Genomic DNA, 24,852 nt, shown 5'->3' with positions numbered 1-24,852 from the left:
ACGGACGGAAGTGGCCGGTGCCGCAACAGGTGCCCACCGCCCGTCTACGCTGCGCGTCGTGAGGTTCCGCCAGCTGGAGTACTTCCTCGCGATCTGCGAGCACGGCTCGTTCACAGCCGCGGCCGCCAAGCTGTACCTGGCGCAGCCCTCGCTGTCGCAACAGATCGGCGCGTTGGAGCGGGAATTGGGCGCCGATCTGTTCGAGCGCGGCCGTTCCGGGGTGTCTCTGACACCCGCCGGACGCGTCTTCCGGCCCCACGCCCGCGCCGTCGTCGATGCGATCGATCAGGCACAGCGGGCGGTGGCCGATGTCGTCGCGGGGCACGAAGGTGAGCTCCACGTTCTGACGATCCGATCAGTGGCCTCGGGCGTGCTACCCGCGGCGATCGCTCGCTGGCACGAGCGCTACCCCGCGACCGTGCTGCGGTTGCACGACTACTCCCACCGGCGTGACCTCGAAGCGGCCGTTCGCGAAGGCCGCGGCGACCTGGCCATCGGACCTCGCCCGCCGAACTGGGAGGGTCCCGTCGAGTCCCTGGGATTCGAGGAACTCGTTGTAGCCGGGCGCGGACCCTTCCTCGAGCAGGCTGCCTCGGCAGCGGAACTGCGGACCGCGAAGTGGGTGCATTTCGAGCCCGAGCAGGGCATGGCCGAGGTGCTCGATTGGGCCGCCTCGGCCCTCGACTTCACCCCGCGTGTCGTGGCTCGCGTCGGCCAGGTCGCCGCCGCGTTGAATCTGGCTGTCGAAGGCGTCGGCCTCGCACTGGTGCCCGCGAACGCCGTGCCGGCGACGTGGCAGGCGCACGTGCGCCCCACGCAGCCGCCTCTGCTGCGCGAGATCACCGTCTACAGCCGCGCGCCCATGGCGCAGCTCACGGCTCGGTTCGTGCAGATCCTCGGTGAGGTGACGCTTCCGATCACGTCCGCGGCCGAGGTTCCCTCCGGAGCCGTGCTGCGATGACGACGGCCCTGTCTGCGAGGTCGTCCTCGCAGACAGGGCCGCAACGCCGCTCCAGTGCAGGTGGGAGCTAGCTCACCGAAGGGATCCACGTCGTGATCGCGGCCCGCGTGGAAGCGAGAAAATCACGAGTCGCGATGTGACCGATGTAGCCGTCGGGCCGCACCAGGATCAGGGTGTCACCACGCAGGCCGTAGGTGCGGCCGAAGTGTCCCGTGGCGTCGAGGACCGCCACGTTGCGGGCATCGGTGACCGCGTCGTCGACGGCGATGCGTCGCAGCGGGGCGCCCTCGGCGGGCCATTGCAACTCGCTCAGCGCGATCAGTGCCTGCTTGCCGGAGGCCAGTGCGGTGAAGTGCGTGCCCTGGTAGGTCTCGAACAGGCGGAACCGTTTGCCGGTGTCGTCGAACAGCTCCGCGTCCGGTGCGCGATCCCCAACCCGCAGCGTTGTGGTCTCGTCGGCTTGCGTCGATGCCAACGGACCTCCGTAGTAGGTCAGGGTCAGTTGCTTCTCGTCCTGGCCGCGCTTGTAGCTACTGGGGTCCAATTTGCCGATGCCGTTGTACTTCTTGGTCGACAGGCCCAGCACCGCGGCGGCGATCGGGCGGCGTTCGCCTTCGTAGGTGTCGAGCAGGCTCGGCGGTGCCCCGGCCAATACCTGGGCGAGCTTCCAGCCGAGGTTGTAGGCGTCGCCGATCCCGGTGTTGAGTCCTTGCGCGCCGGCGGGGGTGTGGACATGGGCTGCGTCGCCGGCGAGCAGGACGCGTCCGTGTCGATATGTCTCGGCCAGCCTGATATTGGGCCGGAACACCGACTTCCAAGCGATCTCGGTCACCGACAGGTGCTTGTTGCGGGTGTGCGCGCGAATCTTGCGGGTGATCTCCTCGATGCCCTCCGGCGGGTCCTCCCCAGGTGCCAGCCGAATCATCCATTGGAACAGTCCGGTGTGCGGCAGCGGGCAGGCGCCGATGAACCGGCCCCCCAGCCCGGGCCAGACGTGCCAGTAGTCGCGCGAGAGGGCACCCTCGACGACAGCGTCGACGATCAGCATCCGGTCGGCCTCGTCGGTCGTCCCGGTGAAGGCCACACCGGTCTGTTTGCGGACCGCGCTGGACCCGCCGTCGGCACCGACGACGTAGCGGGCCATGATCTGCTCGGTACCCCCTTCGGTGCTCACCTGGACGGTGACATGGGTGTCGTCGCCCAGCAGTCCGGCGAGTTCGGTGCCCAGCTCCACCCGGGTGCCGAGCGCTTCCAGCCGGGCATGCAAAGCGCGGTTGGTTCGCGACTGCGGGATCAGCCAGGTATCCGGATACGGCACGTCGGGGCCGGGCTTGCCCTTCTTCATCATCCGGACCGGGACGGTCAGCGGCCCCACATGCACACCCATGGGCGGGTACAGGCTTCCTCCGGAAAGAACGTCAGGCAGCGCGCCGAGATCGTAGAGAACCTCGAGGGTTCGGGGTTGAACTCCTTTGGCTCGAGACCCCTCGAACCCGTGCGCGGCACTGTCGATGATCCGTACCCCGACTCCACGCCGGGTCAGGTCGATGGCCAGCGCGGTCCCGGTCGGGCCCGCGCCGACGATGAGGACATCGACGAGCGATGACGTGTTCATGATGGGTGCCTTCCTGAGTGAGATGCGATGAATGCCGCCAGGTGTGCTGTGACCTCGACCGGGCGCTCGAACGGCACCATGTGGCCGCACCCGGTGATCACCTGGACCTCCTCCGGTCGGAGTAGGGAGGTGACGGTGTCGAGGGCGCTGATCGGGGTGACGTCGTCCTCGTCGCCCCACAGCAGCAGCGTCGGCAGCCCCAGCGTGCCCGCGCGGCGGTACAGCTCGGCACGGTCGGACAGCGCGAAATCTCGCAGTGTCGCGAAGAAGGCGTACAGCGAGCCCTCGTAGCTGTAGGGGTCGGACAGCATCTGCGCCAACGCGCTCGCTCGATCGGGCTCGCGGACATTGTGCCCGGTGTGCTGATCCAGTACCCGCCGTCCGACCGAGCGGGCCAATATCGTCGCCGTGATGTCGTTGCCCAGCAACACCTTCTGCAGTATTGGGCGGGAACTCAGTCCAGCGGGACCGGCCAGGGTGAGGGTGGCCGGGGGCGTTACCGCCTCCGCTGCGTAGGCCAGGGCGATCAGCGCCCCCATCGACGCTCCGACCAAGTCGTATCGCTCGCCGGGCACCACCGTCTCGATCAGCTCGCCGAGCTGACGCACGAACAGCGCTTCGTCGTAGCGGCCGTGCACGCGGTCGGAGAATCCGCGCCCGTAGCCGCTGTAGGTCAGAGTCCGCAGCCCGCGAGCCTGCAGCCCCTCCGCCACGGCGTCCCAGTAGAACAGCGGGACCGTCAGCCCGCCCGCCAGCACGACCAACGGCCCATCGTGCGGTCCGGCGAGCTCGTAGTGGGTGACCCCGTCGGTCAGTTCGATGTAGCTGCCGCGCAGCTCTGCTCGCGCTCGGGAATCGAGGCGACGGGTCTCACCTCTCGCCACGAAGTACTTCATGCTTCACCTACCGGCCAGGAGTGCAGGAACTCGGTGATCGCCTCGGCGACCCAGTAGGGCACTTCCTCGGGTAGCAGGTGTCCTGCGGCAGGGTGCTCCTTGTCCACGCTGCGAGCGATATCGCGGGTGAAGTGCTGTCCGTCCATGCCCGCGCTGCGCAATACGAGCGTGGGCACGTCGATCGCGCCGATCTCGGCGCTGCGGTCGGGCTGATCGGTGCAGACGAAGTCCACGAAGGCCGACCGGTTACCGCGCCGATTCCACAGCCGGTGGGCACGTTGCACCTTCCTCTCGGTGATGATCACCTCGTTGGGATGCGCGGCCTGCTGCAGGCTCCGGCGCACCATGAACAGCGGCATCACCCGCCGCAGCACCTGGCCGATGAGCGGATTGCGCGCCAGCTGCAACCCGGCCGGGGGTTCCTTGTCGGGATAACCGAGGGCGTTGATCAGCACCAGTGCCCGCACTCGGTCCGGAAAGTCCAGCGCCAGATTCCACGCGATATTGCCACCCAGCGAATTTCCGCCGATCACCGCGGAGTGCACGCCGATAGCACCGAGGAACGCGTTCATCGTCGCCGCGTAGGTCGGCACTCGATAGTCCCGGTCCGCACGCGGACCGGTGACGCCGAAGCCGGGCAGATCGGGACGGATCACATCGAAGGAGCCCGACAACTGCACAGCCACTTCCTCGACGCCGTACAGCGATGACGCGCTGCCGTGCAGCAGCACCACCGGCAATCCCGCACCGGACCGTTTGTAGTGGATACGCATGCCGTCCACCTCGGCGAATCGTGAATCGGCGCTCACGTCGTCTCCATCAATCATAATGGTTACAGTGTTGCCATAAAGTGGGGGGATGTCAATGATCAGGGACAATGGCCCGGTGAGCAGCAGCCCCGAGCCCCCCGACACCGCAGCCGAGCGCCGTCCACGCGGACGCCCGGCGATGCCGCTCGAACGCATCGTCGACGCCGCGATCTCCCTCGTCGACGAGCAGGGGGCAGAGGCGCTCAGCATGCGCTCGCTGGCGAAACGCCTGGACTCGGGAACCGCGACGCTCTACCGCCATTTCGGGTCCCGCGCGCAGCTGGTCGACCACGTCGTCGACGCCGTCCTCGGCGGGATCGACCTCGACGGGGGCGCCGCAGCACCGAGCGCGACCTGGCAGCAGAGCTGCGCGACCGCAGCTCACGCGATGTTCGACACCCTCGCCCGGCATCCCAACGTCGCAACGCTGCTCACCGAGCGCATCCCCGTGGGCAGCAATGCGATGAGGCAGCGCGAGTTCATGATCAACACGCTGCTCGCCGCTGGATTCGATCCCGCACTCGCGGCCCGCGCCTACGCCACGCTGGCACGCTATGTGCTCGGCTTCGCGATCCAGATCGGTGCGTCCGCCGGCGCCGAGTCCCTACCATCCCCGGCGGACGCGCCCCCTGGGCGCCATCCCGCAACAGCCGCCGTGGCCGCCTACCTACCTGTTCCATTGGCAAGCGAATTCGGTTTCGGGCTCGACCTCATCCTCGAAGGGCTCACCGGGCTCCTCGCCCGCACGGCGGACCGAAGCGGCCGGCAAGCTCCGTGAGTGAGTACGGGGCACCCGGGGGCGCGGAGGTCCGGCGAAGATCACCGCGGCGCAGCTCGGTCAGGCCGGGTGAGTGGAGTCGAGCCCAGGATTCGGTGGACGAGGGTGGTCAGGAATGCGCGGGTAGCGTCCGGTCCGAGTCCGAGTTCGCGGCGCAAGCTGCGCCACGTTCGCACATCCAGCGCGACGGTCAGCAGGTTCGCGATACACGCCGCGTCGGCGGGCGCGCGGGCGACCAGGAGGGGGGCGAACATCGCTCGGACCCACTCGCGGTGTGCTGCAACGCCTTCGACAACGACCGATCGCACGTCGGGAATGCGCTCAGCGAGCGCCAGGAGCCGCCAGGTGCCGTCGCCGTACAACTCGTAGCCCGCGGCCACCGTCGGCACGATCGAATCGACTTCACCCGCGACGGTGTTCGCGCGTCCGGCGTACACCGCAGGCAGGAACCGCTCGGTCAGCGCGGCCCGGTACAGCCCGATCTTGCCGCCGAAGTGGTTGACCACCGTCTGCGCCGACACCCCGGCCGCTGCGGCGACTCCGGCCAGGGTGACCTCGTCGTACCAGACGGGTGCGAAGAGCTCGCCCGCCGCGTCCAGGATCCGGGCACGGACCTGTTCGCGGGCCCTGTCCCGGGCGACCGAGGAGTACGGGCGGCGCTGCCCGCTCACGGCACGAGCCGCAGCGGCAGCCGTGCGTGGCGGCGGATGACATTGTTGCGCAACCACTCCGGCTCTCCGGCGAGCTCGATCCGCGTCACCCGCTCGGCGAGCGCGGTGAGCACGGCCCCGGCCTCCAGCCGGGCCAGGGCCTGGCCCGCGCACCCGTGCCTGCCGTAGCCGAAGCCGAGCTGGCGGGAGGCGTCGCGGTGGATGTCGAAGGTGTCGGGGTCGTCCCATTCGCGGGGATCGCGGTTGGCCGAGGCGTAGAGCACCAGCACCTTGGCGCCCGCGGGCAGCGGCGTGCCCGCGATCTCGGCCGGGCGCCGCACCGTGCGGGTGAACCCGCGGATGGGTGACTCGTAGCGGATGGCCTCGTTCACGGCGTTCGGCACGAGGCCGGGATTGGCGCGCAGCGCCGCCCACTGCCCGGGGTGGGTGGCGAACAGGTGCAGGGCGGCGGAGAGCGCGCCGATGGTGGTGTCCAGCGAGGGCGCCAGGTAGTCGATCATGAGCGCGGTGGCCTCGGCCGGGCTGATCTCGCCCGCATCGGCGGCGAGCAGCACGTCGGCGCCCGCGCTGCCTGGCAGCAGCGCGCGGTCGCGGACCAGGGCGCGGGTGTAGCGGAGCATGGCCAGGTTCGCGCCCGCGGTGCGGAGGCCGCGGCCGTTGAGCGGGCCGAGCGCGTCGAAGGTGGCGGCGGCCCAGTCCAGCAGGTGCTCGCGGCCGTCGCGGGGCCAGCCGACGAGGTCGGGCACGATCGAGAGCGGCAGTGCCGCGGCGAGCGCGACGCCGTCGACGGTGCCGGCGCGCAGCGCCGCCTCCACGGTCTCGGCGGCGCGCCGCTGCACCGCTTCCTGGATGGTGCGCAGCGCGCGGGGCAGCATGCGGTGCGCGAGCAGGGTGCGGCGGCGGCGGTGGTCGGTGCCGTCGCTGCCGAGCGTGGTGTTGCGGGACATGCGATTGGTCACCGGGTTCAGCGCGACGCCCGCGCCGGAGACGAAGGTGTCGTGATCGCGCAGCACCGCCCTGCACTCGACGTAGCGGGGCAGGGCGTAGCCGCGGCGGGGGAGCCGGACCACGGGGCCGAGGTCGCGCAGCCGGGCGTAATGCGGGTGCGGATCGAGGATGGCGGCGCGCGAGTAGAGGTCGCGGCGGTAGGCGGGCACGGTGTCAGGCATGGGGCTTCCCTCGCAGTTCGGCGCGGCGCCGGCCGGTGGCCTGCACGACGCCGTCGGGGCGGATCAGGGCGTAGCGGGCGCCGCGGCGGTGCAGCCAGCGGCGCAGCGCCGGGCCCGCGACCAGCGCACCGGTGCCGTCGGCGCGGGTGGTCAGGACGGTGTAGCGGCCGGTGGCGCGGTCGTCGAAGCGGTGGCCGTCGGCGAGCGCGTCGTTCGGCACCAGGCAGCCGGCCCGGGTGAGCGGGTGCGGGCGATGGTTGAGCGCCGAGCGGCGCAGCGGCGGGGTCCGGCCCTCGGTGAGCGCGGCGTGCAGCCCGGGGAGGCGGTGCAGCCGCGGGGCCAGCGCGTCGCGCAGGGCGGCGGTGTGCGCACCGCCCGCGGTCATGGCGGCGCCGACGAGCTGGGCAAGGCGGATCATGCGGCGGACGTGTGCTTTTCGCTCGCACTGGTAGCTGTCGAGCACGGCGTCGGGGAGCTCGCCGCGCAGGACGGCGGCGAGCTTCCAGGTGAGGTTGGCGGCATCGCGCAGCCCCGCGCCCATGCCCTGGCCGATGAACGGCGGGCTGAGGTGGGCGGCGTCGCCGAGCAGGAAGACCGGCCCGGCCCGCCAGTCGTCGGCGAGCTGGGCGCGGAAGGTGTACTCGGCGACGCGCATCAATTCGAGATCGCCCACGCGGGCGCGGTCGATCCACGGCGCCAGGAGCGCCCATACCTGATCAGGGTCGTCCTGGTAGCTCGCGGCGTTCTCGCCGGGCAGCAGCCGGAATTCCCAGCGGTGCCGGGTGGCTCCGATCCGCATGTAGGTGGCGGCGCGGTTCGGGTCGCAGACCTGGTGCACGCCTTCCCAGTGGCCCAGCTCGACGTCGGTAGCGACGTCGAGCACCAGCCAGCGTTGACTGAAGCCGAGGTCCCGCATCCGCGCGCCGATCGCCCGGCGCACCGTACTGTTGGCGCCATCGCAGCCGAGCAGGTAGCGGGTTCGCAGCGGCTCGAGGGCGTGGGTGGCAGCGTCGGTCACCTCCAGCGTGACGCCGGCGGTGTCGCGCTCGACCCGGGTCAACTCGGCCCCGGCCCGCACGGTGATCAGCGGATTCGCGAGCACCGCCGCGCGCAGCAGCGCCTCCAGGTCTGGCTGGTCGAACATATTGGCCTCGGGGTGCCCGTGCCGCCCTACCGGCTCACGGCCGAACTCGGCGAGCACGCGCAGGTCCCGGTCGAGCAGCCGCAGCCCCAGCGCGGGGCGGGAGATCGCGTCGAACGCGGCGCCGACGCCGATGCGATCCAGGATGCGGCGGATCTCGCCGTCGAGATGCACCGCGCGGGGCTGCGGATAAGGCTGCGGCCACCGCTCGAGCACGAGGCTCCGCACCCCCTCCCGCGCCAGCAGCAGTGCCGCAGTCAAGCCGGTCGGGCCCGCCCCGACGATCACCACCGGCACCGGGGTGGCCGCGCGCCCTGTTTCCGACGTCATCGCCGGACCGCGATGCGGGTAGCGAGTGGGTAGCGCGCGAGCACGGCGCGGACCGTGGCCTCGTCGGCGGGCTCGGTGACCTCGACCGTCGCGACGACGGCGCCGTCTACCACCGCCGCCCCGGCATCCACGCCGATGCCTGCCAGCGCCTCGGTCAGTTCGCGCGCGGCGGCGTCGGCCCGCAGCCCGAGCTTGTAGGGCTTGCCGACGTCGGTCACCGGAAGTGCGTCGAGCACGGTCACTGCCTTCGGCGCCGCCGCCGGTTCACCGACCCGGGCCCGCGCCCAATCCAGGAGCTCGGCTTCGGACACCTGCGTGCCGGCCGCGAGGGTGACGTAGGCGACCGGCACTTCACCGGCGTGTGGGTCCGGGCGTCCGACGGCACCGGCGGCGGTGACCGCCGGGTGCGCGAGCAGCGCGTCCTCGATTACGGCCGGATCGATATTGTGGCCACCGCGGATGATGAGGTCCTTGGCGCGACCGCGCAGGTAGATGAACCCCTCCGAGTCGACGTCAGCCAGGTCGCCGGTGTCGAGCCGGTCGCCCGGGGGTCGCAGTACCGGGCCGCGAGCGTCGCGAGTGCTGAGGTAGCCGGCGAAGACGGTCGGCCCGGCAACAGTGAGCGTCCCGGCGTCGCTGACGGCGACTCGCTGGTAGGGCATGCGCTGTCCCACCGCCCCCGGGCGCGGATGGTCCGGGAAGCTGCGCGCGGTCACGCAGGTCGCCTCGGTGAGCCCGTACCCCTCGACCAGGGTGACGCCGGTATGCCGCTGAAACCCCTCGCGTACCGCGGGCGGCAGTGGCGAGGCGCCGACCATGGCGTAGCGCAGCGAGGTGATGTCGGCGTCGAGGGGGCAGTGCGTGAGCACGGCGTACACGGTCGGCACCGCGCTCATGGCCGCGATCCGGTAGTGCTCGACGATGCGCCAGAAATGCCCGTAGAGGGCGGGATCGCGGTACCCGAGCGGCCCCGCCCACACCACCGGCTGCCCGCGGAACAGCGGCGCCAGCAGCGTCACGACCACGGCATTGACGTGGAACAGCGGCAGCGCCGCGAACACCACCGACTCCGCGCCGAGCAGCGAGTTGGCCGCGATCATCCAGGCATTGGCGACCTCGTTGGCATGCGTGTGCGCGGCCAGCTTCGGTAGACCGGTGGTGCCGCCGGTGTGGAAGAGCGCGGCCAGGTCGCCCGAGCGCGGCGGCGTATCGGCGAAGGCCCGGTCGTCGTGCCCGGCGGCGAGCTCGTCCAGGTAGCCGACGGCCACGCCGGGAATCGGCTCCAGAGCCGGCGGTTCGCCCCCGGCCCCGGTGGGCCGCAGGGCCAGCAGCGTGTCGAGCAGACCGTCGGCGGCAAGCGCGCGGCCGGCGCTCCATTGCTCAGCGGACAGCTCCGGCCCAGCCGCGATCAGTACTCGGGCGCCGCCGAGCTGCAGCAGCGCGGCGATATGCGGTCTGCTGAGCCCGCCGTTGACCGGTGCGGCGATTCCGGCCAGCTGCGCCGCCAGGGTCGCCGCGATGAGCGCATCGCAGTTCGGCGCCAGCAGCGCCACCGGATCGCCTCGACGAATGTTGCTGCTGTACAACAGGTTCGCATAGCGGTGCACCCGAGCCAGCAGCTCCGCGAAGCTTTCGCGCACCGGCTGCTCCCAGCGCTCGGCATCGGGCAGGACCGTGAGCGCGGTCCGCTCCGGCGCGCGCTCGGCCGCCCGCACCAGCAGCGCGTAGGTCGACTCCGGCAGGCCGCGCTCGGCCAGCGGCACGGCCTCGATGGCGGCCAGATCGGCCGGGGACTCATAGCGCGGCCAGAGCAGCTCGTCGGGGCTCATCGGGCCACCACCCGGTTGCGCTGCCTGCCCAGGTCCAATGCGCCGTCGGGGGTGGCGATGGCCGCTTCGACGATGTCGCCTTCGCGCAGGTAGTCCGGGTTGTTCTCTTGCCGCCGGAAGAATGTCTTCCACTTCAGCGCGGGCGGCAGCAGCGCGCCGATGATCTCGATGGGCTTGGCCGGCGCGCGCAACGCGGTTCCGCCCGGGGTTCCGGTGAGCAGCAGATCACCGGCGTCCATGCGCTGGAAGCGGCTCAGCGCGCGCAGCGTCTCCAGCGGGCCGTAGATCATGTCGGCGACCGTGCTGTCCTGGCGTGGTTCGCCGTTCACCCACAGCCGCAGCCGCAGGTCGGCGAAGCGGGCGGCGTCGCCCGCTTCGAACAGCACCAGCGCCGGTCCCGCCGGGGTGAAGGTGGGGTACGACTTGGCCTCGTAGAACTGGGTTTTCGGCAGCTGCACGTCGCGGGCGGAGACATCGTCGGTGATCACCAGCCCGGCGATGTAGTCGCCGAGCTCCGCGCCGGTGAGGTCGGCGCCGACCTCGAGGGCGCGGCCGAACACCAGCCCGATCTCGACCTCGTAGTCCAGGAAACGGACGTGTCCGGGTCGCACGATCTCCCCGTGCGGTCCGGTGATCGACCCCGACGCCTTGCGGAAGAAGGTCAGCGGCACGGTGGCCGGATCCATGCCCGAATCTCGCACGTGGGAGACGAAATTCGTCATCTGGGCGACCACCCGGCACGGCGCGGTCACCGGCGACAGCAGCTCCAGCCCCTCGACCGGAACCGGGTCACCGGCGGCCGCGTCGATCGCCGTTCGGTCGGCGAGCAGCTCCGCGGTGGTGGCGGCGATGGTGTCGATGCAGACAGCGCCCGGCGGGGTCACCTTCCACCAGGCGTCGGCGGTCCGGAGCACGGCGATACTCATGAGCGGGCTACTTTCAACAGGCCACGAAGGCGGTGCAGGTCGAATTCGTTCTCCGCGCGCAGCGCGCGCCCGAGGGCGCCGAGCTCGCGCAGGGCTTCCGGGCTCGGGCGGATGCCGAGGAAGTCCGGGCTCGCGGGCGGGCCCCACTGGGCCAGCCCCGAGGCCGTGAAAGGCGCCCAGCCCGGCTCCAGCGCGGCGTCGAAGAGGTCGCCGTCGCTGAAGTGCTCCACCAGGAAGCCGTCCGGATCGCGCCAGTAGTCGAAGAGCTGACTGCCCTCGATGTGCCTGCCGATACCCCACGACCGTCGGTACCCCCGCTCGCGCAGGTACTCCCCGCCCGCCGCCATGGCATCGAGGTCGGCGACCTGGAATGCACTGTGCACGTATCGGTTCCGCGGGCCCAGCGTGAGCGCCAGGGTGTGGTGGTCGGCCGGGGTGGCGCCGCGATCGCAGCGGATGAAGCTCATGACCGGGCCGCGCTCGCGCTGACCCGGGTAGTACAGGAAATCGCTGACGATCATGCCCAGGTGGTGCAGGTACCAGTCCAGCGTCTCCCGGTAGCGGGTCGTCTGCACCACCACGTGCCCGAGCCGCTGCACCAGCGCCGGACGCCGGGGCGGGCGCTGGGCGCTGTTCACCCGTGTCACCTCGGTTCCGGAGTTCAGGGTCAGCGGCAGCTGGCCGGGCAACCCGGGCAGCTGGTGCGTCTCCGATACCACCTTGACCCGAGCCCCGCTGGGATCGGTCAGCTCGACCACCGAGCCGCCGAGACTCTCGGGCAGCGGTGCCACGGCAGTGCCGGTAGCCGCTGCGAGTCGCGCCAGGTCCGCGGCATCAGCAGTGTGGAACGCGGGGCCGAGGAAGCGTGATCGCGCCGCACGGCGCACGATCACGCAGGGCGCCCCTGTGCCGGTACCGCGTAGCTGTAATTCGTGCTCTGTGCGCAGCACGGTCGCGAAGCCGAAGGCGCGCGCGAACTCCTCGGCGCGCCGCAGATCGGGCTTCTCGAACTCCAGCCAGGCCAGGTCTCGCACCTTCACCACCGGATCCCGAGAGCGTCCCCGGTGCTCGCCGGCCAGGGCACCGTCTTCGCTGTGCAGACCGGCATGCGGATCGTGCGTCATCGGACTCTCCTTCTCATTGACGATATCGTCACATTCGACGCTATCGGCAGTCAAGACCTAGGTGAAGATATCGTCAGAGATGACCTCGGGTACCATGACAACGGAGGTGGATCATGACCGACGACGCGCCCGCGCCGCCGAACAGGTTGGCCCGACGCAAAGCGCGGACCCGAGCCGCTCTCGTGCGCGCCGCGCAGGACTTCCTGGCCGACGGGAGGCTCAACGCACCCATTCTGGAAATCACGCAGGCCGCCGACGTCGGTATGGGCTCGTTCTACAACCACTTCGACAGTCGCGAAGCGCTCTACTCCGCCGCCATCACCGAGGCGCTCGACAGCTACGGCGACTGGTTCGACTCCCTGACCGAGGACCTACCCGACCCGGCACAGGTCTTCGCCCAGGGTTTCCGACTGACGGGCCGGCTGCACCGCATCGCCCCTACCCTCAGCAAGATTCTGCTGAACAACGCCTCCGTCATCATCGGATCCGACCGCGGGCTCGCCCCCCGCGCCCGGCGCGACATCGAAGCAGGTATCCGCGCGGGCAGATTCCGCCCCCGCGATCTGGATCCGACCATGGCAGTTGTGGTCGGCGCCGCCCTCTGCCTCGGGCATCTGCTGCACGACCACCCCGAGCGGGACGAGGCCGGCTCGGTCGATCAGGTGGCCGAGGATCTGCTGTGCATGCTCGGAGTATCGATCGATGAAGCTCGCGAGATCTGCGCTCTGCCGCTACCCACGTTGGCCACGCCGACGACGCTCGGAGCCGCCTGACCCGGGCCTCGACCACCACGCCCACTTGAAACACACTCGACGTGCCGCCAATGACGCTCCGAGCTGTCGCGTCGTGGACTGCGCGCCCCGGGGCACGCAAGAGGCAACGCGGCCACCATGCCTACGACAGTTCGTGGGCACAGCGTCAAGCTGAGCGGGCACGTCGCGAACACCCGCATGGGCGCAGCAGCCCGTGCGCATGATTCGACTGCACCTTCGTTTCGGGATCGCGCTACTGAGTGCGGTGAGCGCCTGGTAGTGCGCGGTCGACGAGAGCGGCGAGGCGGGTAACCCGTTCGTCCCAGCGAGGCGATGGTCGAGAGTGTCGTCCTGCCACGCGAGTGGCAATAACATGTGCGAGGCTCGCGCTGCTTCACCCATGGCGGACCGCGACCTGTCGGGAGAACCCGACGCCCCCTCCCCGCCGAATGTGCTCGGCGTGCTGGTCCCTCACCCCGAACTCGCGGCGGCCTGGCTCGCCTACCACGGCAAGCTGCTCGACGAGCCGCCCTGGAAGCGGGTAGCCGCGAGCTGCTCATCCTGCGGGTGGCCTGGCGGACCCGATCCCGCTACGAGTGGGACCAACATGTGCGCATAGCGGGTCGGCTCGGGGTCTCCGACGAGCAGATCGCCGCAGTGGGCCGGGGCCCGCGGGCCGAAATCTGGTCCCCTCTGGAGCGGTTGCTGATCTCGGCGACGGACCAGCTGCTCGAAGACCAGCGCATCGATGACGCGACCTGGACCGGGCTCGCCGAGCCCACTACAACCGCAGGCTGATGGAACCGATGTTCGTGGTCGGCTCCTACCTCTGCGCTGCCATGGTGTTCAACAGCGTGGCTCTGCAGCCCGATCCGGGCCTCGCTCCGCTCCCCCCCGGGCTCGAGCTCGGCGACTCAACCGCCGTCGCGCTCGCGGCGCGGAGCCGCGATCGCGGTGCCGATGGCGGCGACGGCCACGACCACGGCGATAGTGAGCAGCGAGTGTGACAACCCTTCGATGAACGCGTCGGTGACCGCGGTCGCCAGCGGGCCGCCCTGTGGCCCGAGGGTGGCCGCGACGTGCAGCCCCGCGGGCGCCGAGGACTCGACCGTATGCACGAGGTCGGCGGGCAGCTCGGTGAGCGGGGGCAGCGCGGACCGGTATCCCTGGGCGTAGACCGAGCCCATGACGGCGATGCCGACGGCCGCACCGACCTCCCGGGTGGCGTCGTTCATCGCCGAGGCGACGCCCTGCTGGTCGGCGCGCAGCGAGCCCACGATGGCCGCGGTGCCGACGGCGCTGGTGATCCCGACTCCCAGCCCCGCCACCACCAGTCCGGCCAGGAACGGGGCGTAGCCGGAGCCGGTGCCGAGGAACGACAGGGCGAACAGCCCGGCCGCGAGCAGCGCCAGACCGCCGGTCATCACCACCTTCACTCCGGCGACCCGGACCAGCCGCGGCGTCAGGACCGTGGTCGGCAATACGACCACCGCGATCGGGACGAGCGCGACCGCGGCGTGCAGGGGGCTGTAGCCGAGCACCAGCTGCAAGTACTGCAGCCCGACGAAGAAGAACCCGAACACCGCCATGAACTGCACCAGGATGGTCACCGCGCCGGCGCGGAAGCCGCGGATGCCGAACAGCCGTGGGTCGAGCAGCGGATGGCTGCGGCGGAATCCGAGGATCGCGTAGAGCACGAGCGCGGCCCCCGAGACGGCGAACGCCACGAGCACCCGCGGGCTGGTCCACCCCTGCTCGCTGCCCTCGATGATGCCGTAGACCAGGGCACCGATGGCGACCGCGCTGGTCCAGGCTCCGGGATGATCGAGCGGGCGCCGATGCTCGTCCCGGGTGTCGGGGGCCAGCGACAGCGCGAGCACGCCTCCGAGCACGGCCACCCCGGCGCTCACGCCGAAGATGGCGCGCCAGCTCGACACCTCGAGCAGCACCCCGGCGGCGAGCAGGCCGACGATCGCGCCCGCGGCGGCGAAGCCGGACCAGATCGCCACGCCGCGTTCGCGCTGTTCGGCGGGGAATGCGGCGGTGATCGTCGACAGCGTGCCGGGCATGATCATCGCCGCGCCGAGTCCCATCACCACCCGCCAGCCGATGAGCACCGCGGTGGAATCGGCGAAGGCGCCCGCCGCCGACCCCAGTGCGAACACCGCGGTACCGGCCACGAGCACGGTACGGCGCCCGAAACGGTCACCGAGGGCGCCGATGGGCAGCACCAGAGCGGCCAGTGCCACGGTGTAGGCGTCGGCGATCCAGGTCAGGGCGGTGGTGGAGGCGGAGAGGTCGACGGCGAGGGCGGGCATCGCCAGGTTCAGCGCGGAGACCGAGGCCACCACCAGCACCAGGCAGGTGCACATCGCGGTCAGGGTGCCCGCGGTACCGCCGCGTGCAGTGCGGGTGGTGGTGGTGGTCGAATCGGTCATGGCGGTCCTCGGGTGACGGGGTGGAAGCCGGAGGTATGCTGATGAAAGTCTCAAGTATGAGAATAGAATCGTCAATACCGGTGATGCACTCGTCACAGGCACAGCAGTCGCAGAGGAAGGGGTTCGGCATGGCGTCGGACCGTATCGATGTGCACCAGCACCTCATTCCCCCGGTCTACCGGCAGGCGCTCGACGCGAACGGCATCGCCGCCGCGGGTGGGCGGGACCTGCCGGACTGGAGTCCGCAGTCGGCCCGGGAGATGATGGCCGGGATGGGTATCGCCTCGGCGGTGTTGTCGGTGTCCACGCCGGGTACCGCGTTCCTGGGCGATCGGACCGAGGCCGCGCGGCTGGCACGGGCGGTGAACGACTACTCCGCCGAGCTCGCCGCCGCCGCGCCGCAGACCTTCGGTTTCTTCGCCACCCTCCCGATGCCCGACGTCACCGCGGCCGCGGCCGAGGCCGCTCGGGCACTGGACACCCTCGGTGCGGACGGCGTGGTGCTGCTCGGCAATGCGCGGGGGGTGTATCTGGGCGAGGAGGGCCAGGACGCGCTGTTCGAGGTCTTGGACGACCGGCGCGCGGTGGCGTTCGTGCACCCGGCCGACCTGCCCGGTCCCGTGATTCCCGGCGTGCTCCCCTTCGCTGCCGACTTCCTGCTCGATACCACCCGTGCCGCGTATCTGCTGGTGCGCAACGGTATTCGGGAACGTTATCCGAATATCCGGTTCGTGCTCAGCCACGGCGGCGGGTTCGTGCCCTACGCCTCGCACCGGATGGCGCTCGGCATCTTCACCCAGACCGGGCGCAGCCCACTGGACGTGCTGGGCGAGTTCGCCGGTTTCTACTTCGACACCGCGCTGTCCTCGAGTGCGGCGGCGCTGCCGACACTGCTCACCTTCGCCGAACCGGGCCATGTGCTCTTCGGTAGCGATTGGCCCTTCGCGCCCGAGGCGGCCGTGCAGTACTTCGAGGCCGGGCTCGCCGAATATCCCGGCTGCGATGACTTGACCCGGCAGGCGATCCGGCGGGGGAATGCCTCCGCGCTGTTCCCCCGTTTCGGGGCCGCCCCGGTCGCCGCGCCCGAGCCGCCGCTGCTCACCCGCCTTCGGCGCCGGGCGCGTACGCGGGTGTTCCGCGCGGTGGCCAAGGCCGCGAACCGCCGCTGAGCGAAGATTCATGGCTCGCCGCGGTGCACGGCCAGCAGGGCGAGCGGCAGCGGTCGCAGTGTCTGCGCAAGGGGGACCCGGTCGACCCGTTCGGCGAGCAGCGCGCCGTCGATGCTCGCCCGCGCGAAGCGGGCGAGCCGGTCGGCGCGCTCGTCCCTCATCACCGGCGCGACCGCCGGGATCGGCCTGGAGTGCGCCGCCCAGCTCGCTGCGGACTCCCATTTCATCCTGGTCGGCCGTAATCCGGACAAGCTGGCCGTCGCGGCGGCGCGGGTCCGCGAACAGGGGGCGGTCGCCGTCGATATCCTGCTCGCCGACTTCGCCTCGCTGGCGTCGGTGCGGGCACTGGCCGCGCAGATTCTGCGGCGCTACCGCGCCCTCGACGTGCTCATCGACAATGCCGGCGGGGTCTTCGCCACCCGGACCGAGACCGAGGACGGCTACGAGACGACCTTCGCCGTCAACCACCTCGCGCCCTATCTGCTCACCGAGACGCTCAAACCGCTGCTGATCGCCTCCGCACCGGCGCGGGTGGTGATCACCGCCTCCACCGGCCACTACCGGGGTGATCTCGACTTCGAGGATCTGCACTACCGGCAGGGTTACGCGATCATGAGAGCCTACGCGCGTTCAAGCTGGCCAACGTGCTCTACGCCCGCAGCCTGGCGGCCGAGCTGTCGGGCACCGGGGTCACCGTCAACGCGATCCACCCCGGGATGGTGGCCACCGACATCTGGGACGGCGCCCCGCGGTTCGCCCGGCCGGTGCTGGCGGCGGTCAAGCGGTTCCGCATGATCTCGCTCGAGGAGGGCGGGCGGCGCCTCGCGGTCGCCGCCTCCGATCCCGGCCTGGCGACCACCACCGGCTGCTATTTCGAGGACGGCGAGGTCATCGAGGTGTCGGCGATCGCCCGGGATGCCGCGGTGGCCCGGCGGCTGCGCGAGGTCAGCGACCGGCTCGTCGGCCTGCGCTGAGCCGGCGCGCGGCGCAGGGCCGGGCTACAGCTGCGGAATCTCCGGCAGCGGCCCGGAGCTGAGCCGCTGCGCGGTGCGCTTGTTCATGCCGAACATCCGCAGCATCCGATAGGTCATCTCGTCGGAGACGGCCTCGGCGTCGGCCTTCGGATCGGCGTCGAGCAGCTGCAGCAACCCCAGCAGCGCGCCGCCGGCCGCCATCACCGCGAGTTCCGGGTCCATCGGCTCGAATCGGCCCGCCTCCTGGGCGGCCTTGATGTCGCGCCGGGCGCGGGGAGCCAGCCCCTCGTCGCGCAGCATCACCCCCATCCCCGAATTGAGGACCACGCGCACCATCAGCGGGATACTGCGCTGCAGCCGCCCGGTCATCCGGAAGCTCACCGCGAACACCTCGGCCGGGTCGTCGTAGAGCGCGACGATACCGTCGCGCAGCTCGCTGTAGACCTGCAGCGCCGAGCGCACCGCTTCGTCGAAGAGCTGGTCCTTGGACTCGAAGTGGTTGTAGAACGAGCCGAATCCGACATCGGCGGCGTCGGTGATCTCCTGGATGCTGACCGCCGAGCGCCCCTCCGACAAGAAGGTCCGGGCCGCGCCCAGCAGTGCGTTGCGGGTGCGTTCACGGCGGCGGTCGGTGCGAGTGCGCACCACGGGTTCGGCGGTCATCGGGACCCCTTCGACGATGGATCGGAGAAATCATAACTGACAAATCACTCAATAACGATTCGTGCGATCGGGCAAACTTTTGATCGAATCATCAGAATCACCTTGACAGCAGACTCCATCCTGTCTGATGATTTCATCATCAACGCTGTGGAGGTAGCCGTGACAAGCACTGACAACGGAGTCGAGACCGGGCGAACGGTCCGCGTCGGCGACCGCGACATCTTCTTCACCGAGGCCGGCAGCGGCCCGGCCGTCGTGCTGCTGCACGGCGGCGGGCCCGGCGCCTCGGGGCTGTCGAACTACTCGCGCAATATCGACGCCCTGGCCGGGAGATTCCGGGTCATCGTGCCCGACATGCCGGGCTACGGGCGCTCGACCAAGCGCATCGACCAGTCCGACCCCTTCGGCGACCTCGCCGCGGCGGTGGGCGGGCTGCTCGATGTCCTCGGCATCGAGCGCGCGCATCTGATCGGCAATTCCTACGGCGGCGCGGCCGCGCTGCGGCTTGCCCTGGACCGGCCCGAGAAGGCCGACCGGCTCGTCCTCATGGGGCCCGGCGGGATCGGCACCACGCGCGCCCTCCCCACCAAGGGCCTGCAAGCCCTGCTCTCCTACTACACCGGCGAGGGCCCCACGCGAGAAAAAGTCGCCGCCTTCGTCCGTGAGCACCTCGTCTACGACGCGAGCGCCATCAGCGAGGAGCTGATCGACAGCCGCTACCAGGCCAGCCTCGACCCCGAGGTCATCGCGAATCCGCCGCTGCGGCGCCCCTCGGGCCCCGCCGCTCTGCGGACTCTGTGGCGCATGGACTTCACCAGGGACGACAGGCTCGGCAAGCTCGCCCATCCGACGCTGGTCGTGTGGGGCGCCGAGGATCAGGTCAATCGGGCCCGGGGCGCCCGGTTGCTGGCCGAGCGCATGCCGAACTGCGATGTCCATATCGCCGCCCGTACCGGCCACTGGGTGCAGTGGGAGCGCGCCGAGCTGTTCAACTCCCTGGCCACGACCTTCCTGCTGGAGTCACGATGACCGATTCCCTGCGTCCGGGCGGCGACGGCTCGGTTTACGGCGCGGTCCACCTCGGTTACCTGGCGGTGCAGTCGGAGCGGCTCGCCGACTGGGAACGCTTCGGCGCTCTGGCCATCGGCCTGCACGCCGACCGCCTCGACAGCGACACCCTGCGCTTCCGCCTCGACGACCGCGCCTGCCGGTTCCTGATCCGGCGCGGCCCCGCCGAGGACGTCACCGCGCTGGGCTGGCACATCGACGACCACGAGACCTTCGACCGGATCCTGGCCCGGGTCAGCGACCGCGGCGTCCCCATCGAGGAAGGCAGCGCCGAGGAGACCGCGCTGCGCGGTGTGGAGCGGCTGTGGCGCTTCCCGGGTCCGAAGGGCATCGCCACCGAGATCTTCACCACCCCGGTCACCACCGCCGAGCCACTGCGCATGCTCGGCTCGGGCTGGGTCACCGGGGAGGCCGGGATGGGGCACGTGGCGATCGTCTCCCGGGAGCCGGAGTCGATGCACGCCTACTACCGCACCCTGTTCGACTCCAGGCTCTCGGACTTCATCGACGAGAACATCTCCGGGCTGAGGATGAAGATCCGCTTCCTGCGGGTCAACGAACGCCACCACTCGATCGCGGTCGCCAATATCCGCGGGATCAAAATCGACCCCATCCGCACCCGCGTGCAGCACGTCAACATCCAGGCCGCATCGCTCGAGGACATGCTCGCCGCCTACGGCCGGGTCACCGATCTCGGTTTCCGGATGGCGTGGTCGGTCGGGCAGCACACCAACGACCGCGAGCTGTCGTTCTACTGCGTCACCCCGTCGGGCTTCGAGCTCGAGGTGGGCTGGAACCCCGTCGTCATCACCCCCGAACTCGACGCCGCCTGGACCGCGACCACCTACCAGGGCATCAGCATCTGGGGCCACCACACGGCCTCGGAGACCCCGCTGGACAAACTCACCCAGCTGCGCACCGCCGCCTCCCGCCTGCGCACCCCCGAGATCACCGTCCCCGCCCTCACCGGAAGCGTTGCGCTATGACCGAGTTCGACCACGAAGTAGTGATCGTCGGGCTCGGCCCGACCGGGCTCACGCTGGCCAACCTGCTGGCCCGGCGCGGTGTCGACGTGCTCGTGCTCGAACGCGAACCCGAGTACTACGGGCTGGCGCGCGCGGTCTACACCGACGACGAGGGCATGCGGATCTTCCAGACCGCGGGCGTCGCCGACGAACTCGCTGCCGACATGAACATCGACTCCACGGTGCAGTGGGTGCGCGGGGACGGCAAGGTCCTGGCCCAGTTCAACCAGATCGAGCGTCCGCTGGGCTGGCCGGTCTCGAACTTCCTCTACCAGCCCTACCTGGAGAACAGCCTCGAAAGCGCGCTGGACCGGTATCCGCATGTCACCGTGCGCCGGGGCCGTGCGGTCACCGGCTTCGACCAGGATGGGGCCGGTGTCACCGTCGAGCACGCCGCCTGCACCGGTACCGGCTACGGCAAGCGCGAGGCCGAGATCGATGCGCACAGCACCGAACGGGTGCGCGCGAGGTTCCTCGTCGGCGCCGACGGCGGGCGCAGCATCGTGCGCACCGAGCTGGGCATCGACATGTCGGGCACCAGCTTCCCCGAGCGCTGGCTGGTGGTCGACCTGAAGGCGGCCGATGGCATCGATGCCTTCCGGCACCTGCCCTACTTCGACTTCGTCTGCGATCCCGAGCTGCCGATCGTCTCGTGCCCGCAACCCGACGGGCACCACCGCTTCGAGTTCATGCTGCGCGAGGAGCAGACCAGGGAGGAGATGGAGGACCCGGCCACCGTGCGCCGCCACATCTCCCGCTTCGTCGACCCCGACGAGTGCGTGGTGCTGCGCAAGCTCGTCTACACCTTCAACGCCGTGGTCGCCGTCCGCTGGCGCGCGGGTCGGATCCTGCTCGCCGGCGACGCCGCGCACATGACTCCGCAGTTCATCGGCCAGGGCATGAACTCCGGCGTGCGTGACGCCGACAACCTGTCCTGGAAGCTCACCGCCATCCTGCGCCACGGCGCCGACCCGGCGATCCTGGACAGCTACGAGACCGAGCGGCGCCCGCACGCCAAGGCCATGATCGACCTGTCGGTGTTCAACAAGAACATCGTCTCGCTGAGCAACCCGGTCCTGGCCGCGGCCCGCGACATCGGGCTCTCCACCGCGGTCCGCGTACCCGGGCTCGGCGGCTGGATCCGCACCGCGAAGGTCAAGCCCGCGCCGCGCTTCCGCCGCGGCGCCTACCTGGGACAGCCGCGGCCGCTGCTGCGCGGGGTGCAGGGCAGGCTCGCGCCGCAGCCCGAGGTCCGCACCTACGACGGCAGGCACCGCAAACTCGACGACACCCTCGGGCTCGGCTTCGCCGTGCTCGGCTACGGCGCCGACCCGCGCCGCGCCTTCTCCGAAGCCGACCTGGAGGCGCTGCGCGCCCTCGATACCCGGTTCGTGACCGTGTACCCGCTGGGCGGGCGCCCGCAGGGAAAGCCGGGCGAGGGCCGCGACGATATCGCCGACATCGAGGACCACACCGGTGTGCTCACCCGCTGGTTCCGCCGGGCCCGGTTACGTCCGGGCGGGGTCGTGGTCCTGCGCCCGGACCGGTTCGTCTTCGGCACCGCGACACCGCAGGACAGCGCGGCGCTGGTCGCCGCGCTCAACCGCCAGCTGCGGCTCTCACCCCGGGGCAACAAGCCCGGACCAGCCCCCTGCCCGGTACCTGCGGGCACGGCCGACGGCGGCGCTGCCCGGCACCTCCATCCCCTCTGAGGAGACAACGTGACCTCCACCGTGACCGGCGACCACACCGTGCTCGCCGCCGCCCACCGGCTGCTGACCGCCTCCACGACCGGAATCCCGGCCGAACCGGTGCGCGAGCTGATCGGCCGCGACGACGTGATCGCCGCCTACGCCGTGCAGCGCATCGGGACAGTGCGCCGCTGCAATGCCGGTGCCCGGGTGGTGGGCCGCAAGATCGGCCTGACCTCGCCTGCGGTCCAGCAGCAGCTCGGGGTCGACCAGCCCGACTTCGGCGTGCTCTTCGCCGACATGCAGGTCCCCCAGACCCCGCTCGCGCAGCGGCCCCCGCTGCTGCAGCCCAAGGTGGAGGCCGAACTCGCCTTCGTCCTCGCCTCGGACCTGGACCACGACCGGCTCGACGCGGAGCGGGTTCGAGGCGCGATCGCCTACGCGGTGGCAACCCTGGAGATCGTCGACAGCCGCATCGCCGACTGGGACATCTCCTTCGCCGACACCGTCGCCGACAACGCCTCGAGCGGCTGGTTCACCCTCGGCGAACGGCAGCTCACAGTCGCCGAATTCGAGCCGCGCGAGATCGCCATGCGGATGACCATCGACGGCGAGCTCGTCTCCGAGGGCACCGGCGCCGCCTGCCTCGGTGACCCCCTCGAGGCGCTGGCCTGGCTCGCCCGCACCGCCCGCGAGTTCGGCGACCCGCTGCGCGCCGGCGACATCGTGCTCTCCGGCGCACTGGGCCCGATGGCCCCGCTCACGCCCGCAACCGCCGTGCACGCCGAACTGACCCTCGGCACCGACGTCCTGAGCACCGTCGATTTCACCTGGGAGAAGAACATATGAGCCGCACCAAGGTCGCCGTCATCGGCTCGGGCAACATCGGCACCGACCTGATGATCAAGGTGCTGCGCGTCTCCGAGCACCTGGAGATGGCCGCCATGGTCGGCATCGACCCCGGATCCGACGGGCTGGCCCGTGCCGAGCGCCTCGGCGTGCCCACCACCGCCGAGGGCGTGCAGGGGCTGATCGCCATGCCCGGCTTCGACGAGATCGACATCGTCTTCGACGCCACCTCCGCCAAGGCCCACCAGGCCAATGCCGCGGCCCTGGCCCCTTACGGCAAACGGCTGATCGACTTGACCCCCGCGGCGATCGGCCCCTTCGTCGTCCCACCGGTCAACCTCGCCGAGCATCTGGACGCGGGCAACGTCAACATGGTCACCTGCGGCGGACAGGCCACCATCCCGATCGTGGCCGCCATCGCGCGGGTCACGCCAGTGCCCTACGCCGAGATCGTCGCCTCCATCGCCTCGAAATCGGCAGGTCCCGGCACTCGCGCCAACATCGACGAGTTCACCGAGACCACCAGCGAAGCCATCCACGCCGTCGGCGGGGCACGGCGCGGGCGGGCGATCATCGTGCTGAACCCGGCCGAACCGCCGCTGATCATGCGCGACACCGTGCTGGCACTGATCGACGACCCGCAAGCCGATGCGGCGCAACGTATCCGGGAGTCCATCCAGGAGATGGTCGGGTCGGTCGCCGCCTACGTGCCCGGCTACCGGCTCAAACAGCAAGTCCAGATCACCGAGCTGGCACCGGACGAACCGCTGAGCACCCTCGTCGGTGACGACCCGGTGACCCATCAGGTGACGGTCTTCCTCGAAGTCGAAGGAGCCGCCCACTACCTGCCCGCCTACGCCGGCAACCTCGACATCATGACCTCCGCGGCGCTGCGAGTCGCCGAACAGATCGCCACGATCCCGGAGCCGACCCGATGACGACCGTATTCCTCCAGGACGTCACGCTGCGCGACGGCATGCACGCCCTGCACCACCGCATCACCCCCGACCACCTCGCCGCGATCGCCGCCGCCCTCGACGCCGCCGGCGTCGACGCGATCGAGGTCGCGCACGGCGACGGGCTCTCCGGAACCAGCCTCACCTACGGCCCCGGCAGCAACACCGACTGGGAGTGGCTCGAAACCGCTGCCGCCGCGCTGACCCACGCCCGGCTGACGACCCTGCTGCTGCCCGGCATCGGCACCATCGCCGACCTGCGCCGCGCCTACGACCTGGGCGTGCGCTCGGTCCGGGTGGCCACCCACTGCACCGAAGCCGATATCGCCGCCCAGCACATCGGCTGCGCCCGCGAACTCGGCATGGACGTCTCGGGCTTCCTGATGATGAGCCACATGAACACCCCGGCCGGCCTCGCCGAACAGGCGAAGCTGATGGAATCCTATGGCGCGCACTGCGTCTACGTCACCGACTCCGGGGGGCGGCTGACCCTGGACGGGGTCCGCGAGCGAGTCCGCGCCTACCGCGACGTACTCGATCCCGGCACCGAGATCGGGATCCACGCCCACCAGAACCTCTCGTTGTCGGTGGCCAACAGCGTCGTCGCTGTCGAGGAGGGGGTCACCCGTGTGGACGCCTCACTGGCCGGCCTGGGCGCGGGCGCGGGCAACACACCGCTCGAGGCATTCGTCGCCGTGGCCGATCTGACCGGCTGGAAACACCGCGCGGATCTGAACGCGCTCACCGACGCCGCCGACGATCTCATCCGCCCGCTCATGGACCGCCCCGTCCAGGTCGACCGGGAGACGCTGACCCTGGGCTTTGCCGGGGTGTACTCCAGCTTCCTGCGCCACGCCGAGAACGCCTCCGCGACATACGGCGTCGACGTCCGCACCCTGCTCACCGAAGCCGGGCGCCGCGGGCTGGTCGGCGGACAGGAGGACATGCTCGTCGACATCGCCCTGGACATAGGCTCCGCGCGCCGCTAACCAGCCCGCTCCTTTCCCCCCACACACAG

Annotated in this window: 24 protein-coding genes and 1 pseudogene; 13 read left to right on the top strand and 12 right to left on the bottom strand. The window is 70.6% G+C overall.

Features of this window, described 5'->3' with window-relative positions:
* Positions 1-58: 58 nt before the first annotated feature.
* Positions 59-961, top strand: a complete 903-nt coding sequence (locus AB0H71_RS18910; RefSeq protein WP_357022195.1) for a LysR family transcriptional regulator — start codon at positions 59-61, stop codon at positions 959-961.
* 67 nt (positions 962-1,028) lie between these two features.
* Here the strand turns inward: AB0H71_RS18910 and AB0H71_RS18905 are convergent, their stop codons facing one another.
* From AB0H71_RS18905 to AB0H71_RS18895, 3 genes are read right to left on the bottom strand one after another with little or no spacing between them, the layout of a single operon-like run.
* Complete coding sequence (locus AB0H71_RS18905; RefSeq protein WP_357022192.1) at positions 1,029-2,576, bottom strand: FAD-dependent monooxygenase; 1,548 nt, start codon at positions 2,574-2,576, stop codon at positions 1,029-1,031.
* Positions 2,573-3,472: an alpha/beta hydrolase gene (locus AB0H71_RS18900; RefSeq protein ID WP_357022189.1), complete on the bottom strand. Its 900-nt coding sequence runs from the start codon at positions 3,470-3,472 to the stop codon at positions 2,573-2,575. The genes AB0H71_RS18905 and AB0H71_RS18900 overlap by 4 nt, the downstream gene beginning before the upstream one ends.
* Positions 3,469-4,281 carry an alpha/beta hydrolase gene (locus AB0H71_RS18895; RefSeq protein ID WP_357022187.1) on the bottom strand — a complete coding sequence of 271 codons (813 nt, stop codon included), beginning with the start codon at positions 4,279-4,281 and terminating at the stop codon, positions 3,469-3,471. The genes AB0H71_RS18900 and AB0H71_RS18895 overlap by 4 nt, the downstream gene beginning before the upstream one ends.
* A 139-nt stretch (positions 4,282-4,420) precedes the next feature.
* On the opposite strand from AB0H71_RS18895, the gene AB0H71_RS18890 reads away from it, so the two are divergent.
* Entirely contained in the window at positions 4,421-5,059 is a 639-nt protein-coding gene (locus AB0H71_RS18890) for a TetR/AcrR family transcriptional regulator (protein ID WP_357023255.1), read from the top strand.
* A gap of 41 nt (positions 5,060-5,100) precedes the next feature.
* Here AB0H71_RS18890 and AB0H71_RS18885 read toward each other — a convergent pair whose 3' ends face one another.
* The 6 genes from AB0H71_RS18885 to AB0H71_RS18860 are packed head-to-tail and all read right to left on the bottom strand — an operon-like array spanning position 5,101 to position 12,249.
* The gene (locus AB0H71_RS18885; RefSeq protein ID WP_357022184.1) at positions 5,101-5,730 is read right to left on the bottom strand and encodes a TetR family transcriptional regulator; all 630 of its coding nucleotides are present in this window, start codon (positions 5,728-5,730) and stop codon (positions 5,101-5,103) included.
* The gene (locus tag AB0H71_RS18880) at positions 5,727-6,899 is read right to left on the bottom strand and encodes a cytochrome P450 (protein WP_357022181.1); all 1,173 of its coding nucleotides are present in this window, start codon (positions 6,897-6,899) and stop codon (positions 5,727-5,729) included. The genes AB0H71_RS18885 and AB0H71_RS18880 overlap by 4 nt, the downstream gene beginning before the upstream one ends.
* Entirely contained in the window at positions 6,892-8,370 is a 1,479-nt protein-coding gene (locus AB0H71_RS18875; protein ID WP_357022178.1) for a bifunctional 3-(3-hydroxy-phenyl)propionate/3-hydroxycinnamic acid hydroxylase, read from the bottom strand. The genes AB0H71_RS18880 and AB0H71_RS18875 overlap by 8 nt, the downstream gene beginning before the upstream one ends.
* Positions 8,367-10,199 carry an acyl-CoA synthetase gene (locus AB0H71_RS18870; protein WP_357022176.1) on the bottom strand — a complete coding sequence of 611 codons (1,833 nt, stop codon included), beginning with the start codon at positions 10,197-10,199 and terminating at the stop codon, positions 8,367-8,369. The genes AB0H71_RS18875 and AB0H71_RS18870 overlap by 4 nt, the downstream gene beginning before the upstream one ends.
* Entirely contained in the window at positions 10,196-11,125 is a 930-nt protein-coding gene (locus tag AB0H71_RS18865) for a fumarylacetoacetate hydrolase family protein (RefSeq protein WP_357022173.1), read from the bottom strand. The genes AB0H71_RS18870 and AB0H71_RS18865 overlap by 4 nt, the downstream gene beginning before the upstream one ends.
* The gene (locus AB0H71_RS18860) at positions 11,122-12,249 is read right to left on the bottom strand and encodes a VOC family protein (RefSeq protein ID WP_357022170.1); all 1,128 of its coding nucleotides are present in this window, start codon (positions 12,247-12,249) and stop codon (positions 11,122-11,124) included. Before AB0H71_RS18860 ends, AB0H71_RS18865 begins: the two co-directional genes overlap by 4 nt.
* A gap of 113 nt (positions 12,250-12,362) precedes the next feature.
* On the opposite strand from AB0H71_RS18860, the gene AB0H71_RS18855 reads away from it, so the two are divergent.
* Positions 12,363-13,022: a TetR/AcrR family transcriptional regulator gene (locus AB0H71_RS18855; RefSeq protein WP_357022167.1), complete on the top strand. Its 660-nt coding sequence runs from the start codon at positions 12,363-12,365 to the stop codon at positions 13,020-13,022.
* A gap of 354 nt (positions 13,023-13,376) precedes the next feature.
* The gene (locus AB0H71_RS18850) at positions 13,377-13,799 is read left to right on the top strand and encodes a carboxymuconolactone decarboxylase family protein (RefSeq protein WP_357022164.1); all 423 of its coding nucleotides are present in this window, start codon (positions 13,377-13,379) and stop codon (positions 13,797-13,799) included.
* Between the two features lie 116 nt (positions 13,800-13,915).
* Here AB0H71_RS18850 and AB0H71_RS18845 read toward each other — a convergent pair whose 3' ends face one another.
* Complete coding sequence (locus AB0H71_RS18845; protein ID WP_357022161.1) at positions 13,916-15,439, bottom strand: MFS transporter; 1,524 nt, start codon at positions 15,437-15,439, stop codon at positions 13,916-13,918.
* 128 nt (positions 15,440-15,567) lie between these two features.
* Between AB0H71_RS18845 and AB0H71_RS18840 the strand changes: the two genes are divergently transcribed.
* Positions 15,568-16,608 (top strand): amidohydrolase family protein, encoded by a 1,041-nt coding sequence (locus tag AB0H71_RS18840; RefSeq protein WP_357023252.1) that lies wholly within the window; start codon positions 15,568-15,570, stop codon positions 16,606-16,608.
* Between the two features lie 8 nt (positions 16,609-16,616).
* On the opposite strand, the gene AB0H71_RS18835 is transcribed toward AB0H71_RS18840, so the two are convergent.
* Positions 16,617-16,835 (bottom strand): hypothetical protein, encoded by a 219-nt coding sequence (locus AB0H71_RS18835; protein WP_357023327.1) that lies wholly within the window; start codon positions 16,833-16,835, stop codon positions 16,617-16,619.
* Between AB0H71_RS18835 and AB0H71_RS18830 the strand changes: the two are divergent.
* Positions 16,768-17,112, top strand: a pseudogene (locus AB0H71_RS18830) (SDR family NAD(P)-dependent oxidoreductase); the annotation flags it as partial. The gene AB0H71_RS18835 and the pseudogene AB0H71_RS18830 overlap by 68 nt on opposite strands.
* Positions 17,113-17,252: 140 nt before the next feature.
* Positions 17,253-17,582 carry an SDR family oxidoreductase gene (locus AB0H71_RS18825; RefSeq protein ID WP_357022158.1) on the top strand — a complete coding sequence of 110 codons (330 nt, stop codon included), beginning with the start codon at positions 17,253-17,255 and terminating at the stop codon, positions 17,580-17,582.
* Positions 17,583-17,606: 24 nt separating this feature from the next.
* Here AB0H71_RS18825 and AB0H71_RS18820 read toward each other — a convergent pair whose 3' ends face one another.
* Entirely contained in the window at positions 17,607-18,245 is a 639-nt protein-coding gene (locus AB0H71_RS18820) for a helix-turn-helix domain-containing protein (protein WP_357022155.1), read from the bottom strand.
* Positions 18,246-18,404: 159 nt separating this feature from the next.
* Between AB0H71_RS18820 and AB0H71_RS18815 the strand changes: the two genes are divergently transcribed.
* Genes AB0H71_RS18815 through dmpG form a run of 6 tightly spaced genes read left to right on the top strand, consistent with a single transcriptional unit; the run spans position 18,405 to position 24,823 of the window.
* Positions 18,405-19,274 (top strand): alpha/beta fold hydrolase, encoded by an 870-nt coding sequence (locus AB0H71_RS18815; RefSeq protein WP_357022151.1) that lies wholly within the window; start codon positions 18,405-18,407, stop codon positions 19,272-19,274.
* Positions 19,271-20,299 carry a VOC family protein gene (locus AB0H71_RS18810; protein ID WP_357022148.1) on the top strand — a complete coding sequence of 343 codons (1,029 nt, stop codon included), beginning with the start codon at positions 19,271-19,273 and terminating at the stop codon, positions 20,297-20,299. The genes AB0H71_RS18815 and AB0H71_RS18810 overlap by 4 nt, the downstream gene beginning before the upstream one ends.
* On the top strand, positions 20,296-22,050 hold the full coding sequence (locus tag AB0H71_RS18805) for a bifunctional 3-(3-hydroxy-phenyl)propionate/3-hydroxycinnamic acid hydroxylase (protein WP_357022145.1): 1,755 nt from the start codon (positions 20,296-20,298) through the stop codon (positions 22,048-22,050). The genes AB0H71_RS18810 and AB0H71_RS18805 overlap by 4 nt, the downstream gene beginning before the upstream one ends.
* A gap of 9 nt (positions 22,051-22,059) precedes the next feature.
* A complete protein-coding gene (locus AB0H71_RS18800) occupies positions 22,060-22,878 on the top strand; it encodes a fumarylacetoacetate hydrolase family protein (RefSeq protein ID WP_357022142.1) in 819 nt (272 codons plus the stop codon).
* Positions 22,875-23,816: an acetaldehyde dehydrogenase (acetylating) gene (locus AB0H71_RS18795; RefSeq protein ID WP_357022139.1), complete on the top strand. Its 942-nt coding sequence runs from the start codon at positions 22,875-22,877 to the stop codon at positions 23,814-23,816. The genes AB0H71_RS18800 and AB0H71_RS18795 overlap by 4 nt, the downstream gene beginning before the upstream one ends.
* Complete coding sequence (gene dmpG, locus AB0H71_RS18790; RefSeq protein ID WP_357022136.1) at positions 23,813-24,823, top strand: 4-hydroxy-2-oxovalerate aldolase; 1,011 nt, start codon at positions 23,813-23,815, stop codon at positions 24,821-24,823. Before AB0H71_RS18795 ends, dmpG begins: the two co-directional genes overlap by 4 nt.
* The last annotated feature ends 29 nt before the right edge of the window (positions 24,824-24,852 follow it).

The sequence above is a fragment of the Nocardia sp. NPDC050697 genome (genome assembly GCF_040654395.1).
Classification (GTDB): Bacteria; Actinomycetota; Actinomycetes; order Mycobacteriales; family Mycobacteriaceae; genus Nocardia.
This window is presented reverse-complemented; position numbering and strand designations above follow the sequence as displayed.